This is a genomic window from Sphaerisporangium sp. B11E5 (assembly GCF_039871875.1).
Classification (GTDB): Bacteria; Actinomycetota; Actinomycetes; order Streptosporangiales; family Streptosporangiaceae; genus Sphaerisporangium.
Genome location: NZ_JBDPMD010000003.1, coordinates 223,468 through 226,649, shown reverse-complemented (window position 1 = coordinate 226,649; position 3,182 = coordinate 223,468). Strand labels below are relative to the sequence as shown.

The window sequence follows — 3,182 nt, the reverse complement described above, 5'->3', positions numbered from 1 at the left end:
CTGTGAACGAGGACGTCATCTTCGCGGCCGTCAAGCGGAACGTGCTTGCGGTGCTGCCCGACCTGGACCCCGATCAGGTCACCATGAGGGGCACGCTGACCGACCTCGGCGCCAACAGCGTCGACCGGGCCGACGTGGTCACCATGACCATGGAGGACCTCGGGCTGGTGATACCGATCTCCGAGTTCCAGGAGGTGCACGACATCGCGTCGCTGGTGGCCCTCCTGAAGAGGCACTCGTGAAAGTGGTCGTCACCGGCATGGGCGTGGTCTGCTCCATCGCGGGGTCGGTGCCCGAGTTCGCCGTGGCGCTGCGCGAGGGCCGCTGCGGCATCGGGCCGGTGCCCGGCGACGGCGACGGCGGGCCGCGGCTCGCCGCGACGGTGAAAGGGTTCTCCTTCGCCGGCGCGGTCGCCGCGCTGACCTGCCTGCCCGAGGAACTGCGCCAGGGAGCGGCGCGGGCCGCGCACCGCTCCCCGGAGGCGCTGCAGATGGACCTCGTGTCGGCGATGCAGGCCTTCGGCCACGCCGGGCTGCACGAGAACGCGCCGCCCGCCGACCGGATGGGCCTGGTCGTCGCCGGCCACAACCTCAGCTCCGGCTACGTGCACGACATGGTGCCGAAGTACCAGGACCACCCGGAGTACCTCCCGGCCAGCTTCGCCATCCAGTACATGGACACCGACCGCGTCGGCCGGCTGAGCCAGGTGCTCGGCATCAAGGGCGAGGGGTACACCGTCGGCGGCGCCTCGGCCAGCGGCAACGTCGGCATCGTCAACGGCAGCCGGCTCGTGGAGGCCGGCGCCGTGGACCTGTGCCTGGTCGTCGGCGCCACCACCGACCTGTCGCCGATGGAGAAACGCGGCTTCGCGACGCTCGGCGCCGTGGCGGGCGCGGGCACCGACGAACCCGAACGGGTGCGGTGCCGGCCGTTCGACGAACGGCACGAGGGTTTCGTCCCCGGCCAGGGCTCGGCGTGTGTCGTGCTGGAGAGCGAGGCGTCCGCGCGGGCGAGGGGCGCGGAGGTGCTCGCCGAACTGGCCGGGTACGACCTCAAGCTCGACGCCAACAGCCTGCCCGACCCGAACGAGGACGGCGAGGCCAAGGTCATGACGGGCGCCATGGAGATGGCCGGCGTCGAACCCGGGCAGATCGACTACGTCAACGCGCACGCCACGGCGACGCCCCTCGGCGACGAGATCGAGGTGCGGGCCCTCGGCCGGGTGTTCGGCCCGGACATCGGCAAGCCGTGGGTGAACTCCACCAAGGGCCTCGTCGGGCACTGCATGTGCGCGGCGGGCGTCGTCGAGGCCGTCGCCTCGATCATCCAGCTCCGCGACGGATTCGTGCACCCCAACCTGAACCTGCGGCGGCCGATCGACGACGGCTGCCGCTTCGTCCGCGGCGCCGCCCAGCCCGCGGACATCCAGTACGCCCTGTCCAACAGCTTCGGCTTCGGCGGCTTCAACACGAGCATCGTGCTCCGGCGGCCGTCGCATGCGCCCGGCACTCACGGGTAGGGCGCGACCAACGGAAGGAGAGACAATGGCGACCCAGAGCAAGGGCACCTATCAGATCACCGGCTGGGACGAGAAGCCCTACTCGGAGGAGAAGGGCCAGGCCACGCTCGCCAAGGCCCACGTCACCAACACCTTCGACGGCGACATCAAGGGCGACGGCGTCGCCGAGTACCTCCTCGTCTACCCCAAGGGCGAGGGCGACGCCAGCTTCATCGGCCTCCAGGAGGTCAACGGCACCGTCAACGACCGCAAGGGGTCGTTCGTGCTGGCCATCGAGGGCTCGTTCGCGAACGGCCAGGCCAAGGGCGACTGGACGGTGGTCGACGGCTCCGGCAAGGGGGAGCTCGAAGGCCTCAAGGGCAAGGGCGGTTTCGTCTCCACCTCGGGCGGCGCCGTCGACCTGCACCTCGGCTGGACCATCGTCTGACCGCGCGCACCTGGGTACGCGGGGCCGTTGCGCCCCGCGTACCCGCATGTCGGGGGGTGCTCAGTGTTGAGCAGACCCTTCGGTGCCGCCGGGGTGACGATGGCACCACGACCGTACGAAGGGAACCTTGACCATGGCTGAGCGCACAGAGGTGGTCGTCGTCGGCGGCGGACAGAGCGGACTCGTCGCCGGCTACTACCTGAAGAAGGCCGGCATCCCGTTCGTCATCCTCGACGAGGAGCACCGTCTCGGCGAGGCCTGGCGCCGGCGCTGGGACTCGCTGGAGCTGTTCACCATCGCCGAGTACTGCGCGCTGCCCGGCCTGCGCTTCCCCGGCAAGAAGAACCACTTCCCCGGCAAGGACGAGATGGCCGACTACGTCGAGGCGTACGGCCGCGAGTTCGACCTGCCGGTCCGGCTCGGCACCAAGGTGACCTCGCTCGACCCGATCGACGGCGGCGGCTACCGCCTGGAGACCACCAACGGCGTCTACGAGGCGTCACAGGTCATCCTCGCCACCGGCGCGTACCGGCTGCCCCGCGTCCCCGACCTCGCGGCCGGGCTCGGCGACGACGTCTTCCAGATCCACACCGGCGCCTACCGCAACGCGTCCCAGGTGCCCGGGCAGACCGTCGTCGTGGTCGGCGCCGCCAACTCCGGCGCGCAGATCGCCCCCGAACTGACCCGCACGCACCGCGTGCTGCTGTCCCAGGGTTCCCACCTGCCCGCCTTCGGCCGCAAGTTCCTCGGCAAGGGCCTGCACTGGTGGGGCGACAAGTTCGGGCTCATCTCCAAGCCGCTCATCGGCGAACGCGACCGGCTGCACAAGAAGACCATCCTCGTCGGCCCGAGCCTGAAGAAGATCTCCCGCAAGTACGGCGTCGAACTGGTCGGCCGCACCATCGCCTGCGAAGGCCGCACCGTCCGCTTCGACGACGGCCGTTCCGTGGAGACCGACGCCGTGGTGTGGGCCACCGGCTTCCGCTACGACTACTCCTGGGTCCACGTCCCCATCCACGACGAGACAGGCACCCCCGTACAGGAACGCGGCCTCACCAAGGCACCCGGCCTGTACGTCCTCGGCATGCAGTGCCAGTACTCCTACGGTTCGGCGCTGATCTGGTGGGTAAAGGACGACGCGTCCTACCTGGTCGACCGGATCGAGGACTACCGCCGCCGCGGCCCGTCCCGGCACGCCGCGACAGCAGGAGCCCCCGTCCAGAGAGGGTGAGCCGC

4 protein-coding genes are annotated in these 3,182 nt (G+C 70.4%); all 4 read left to right on the top strand.

The window, feature by feature from the left end; translation table 11 throughout:
* Positions 1-2: 2 nt before the first annotated feature.
* Positions 3-242, top strand: coding sequence for a phosphopantetheine-binding protein (locus tag ABGB17_RS04990; protein ID WP_347626571.1), 240 nt, complete (start codon positions 3-5; stop codon positions 240-242).
* Complete coding sequence (locus ABGB17_RS04985) at positions 239-1,519, top strand: beta-ketoacyl synthase N-terminal-like domain-containing protein (protein ID WP_347626569.1); 1,281 nt, start codon at positions 239-241, stop codon at positions 1,517-1,519. Before ABGB17_RS04990 ends, ABGB17_RS04985 begins: the two co-directional genes overlap by 4 nt.
* Positions 1,520-1,544: 25 nt before the next feature.
* Positions 1,545-1,946, top strand: coding sequence for a DUF3224 domain-containing protein (locus ABGB17_RS04980; protein ID WP_347626566.1), 402 nt, complete (start codon positions 1,545-1,547; stop codon positions 1,944-1,946).
* 133 nt (positions 1,947-2,079) lie between these two features.
* Positions 2,080-3,177, top strand: coding sequence for an NAD(P)/FAD-dependent oxidoreductase (locus tag ABGB17_RS04975; protein ID WP_347626565.1), 1,098 nt, complete (start codon positions 2,080-2,082; stop codon positions 3,175-3,177).
* The last annotated feature ends 5 nt before the right edge of the window (positions 3,178-3,182 follow it).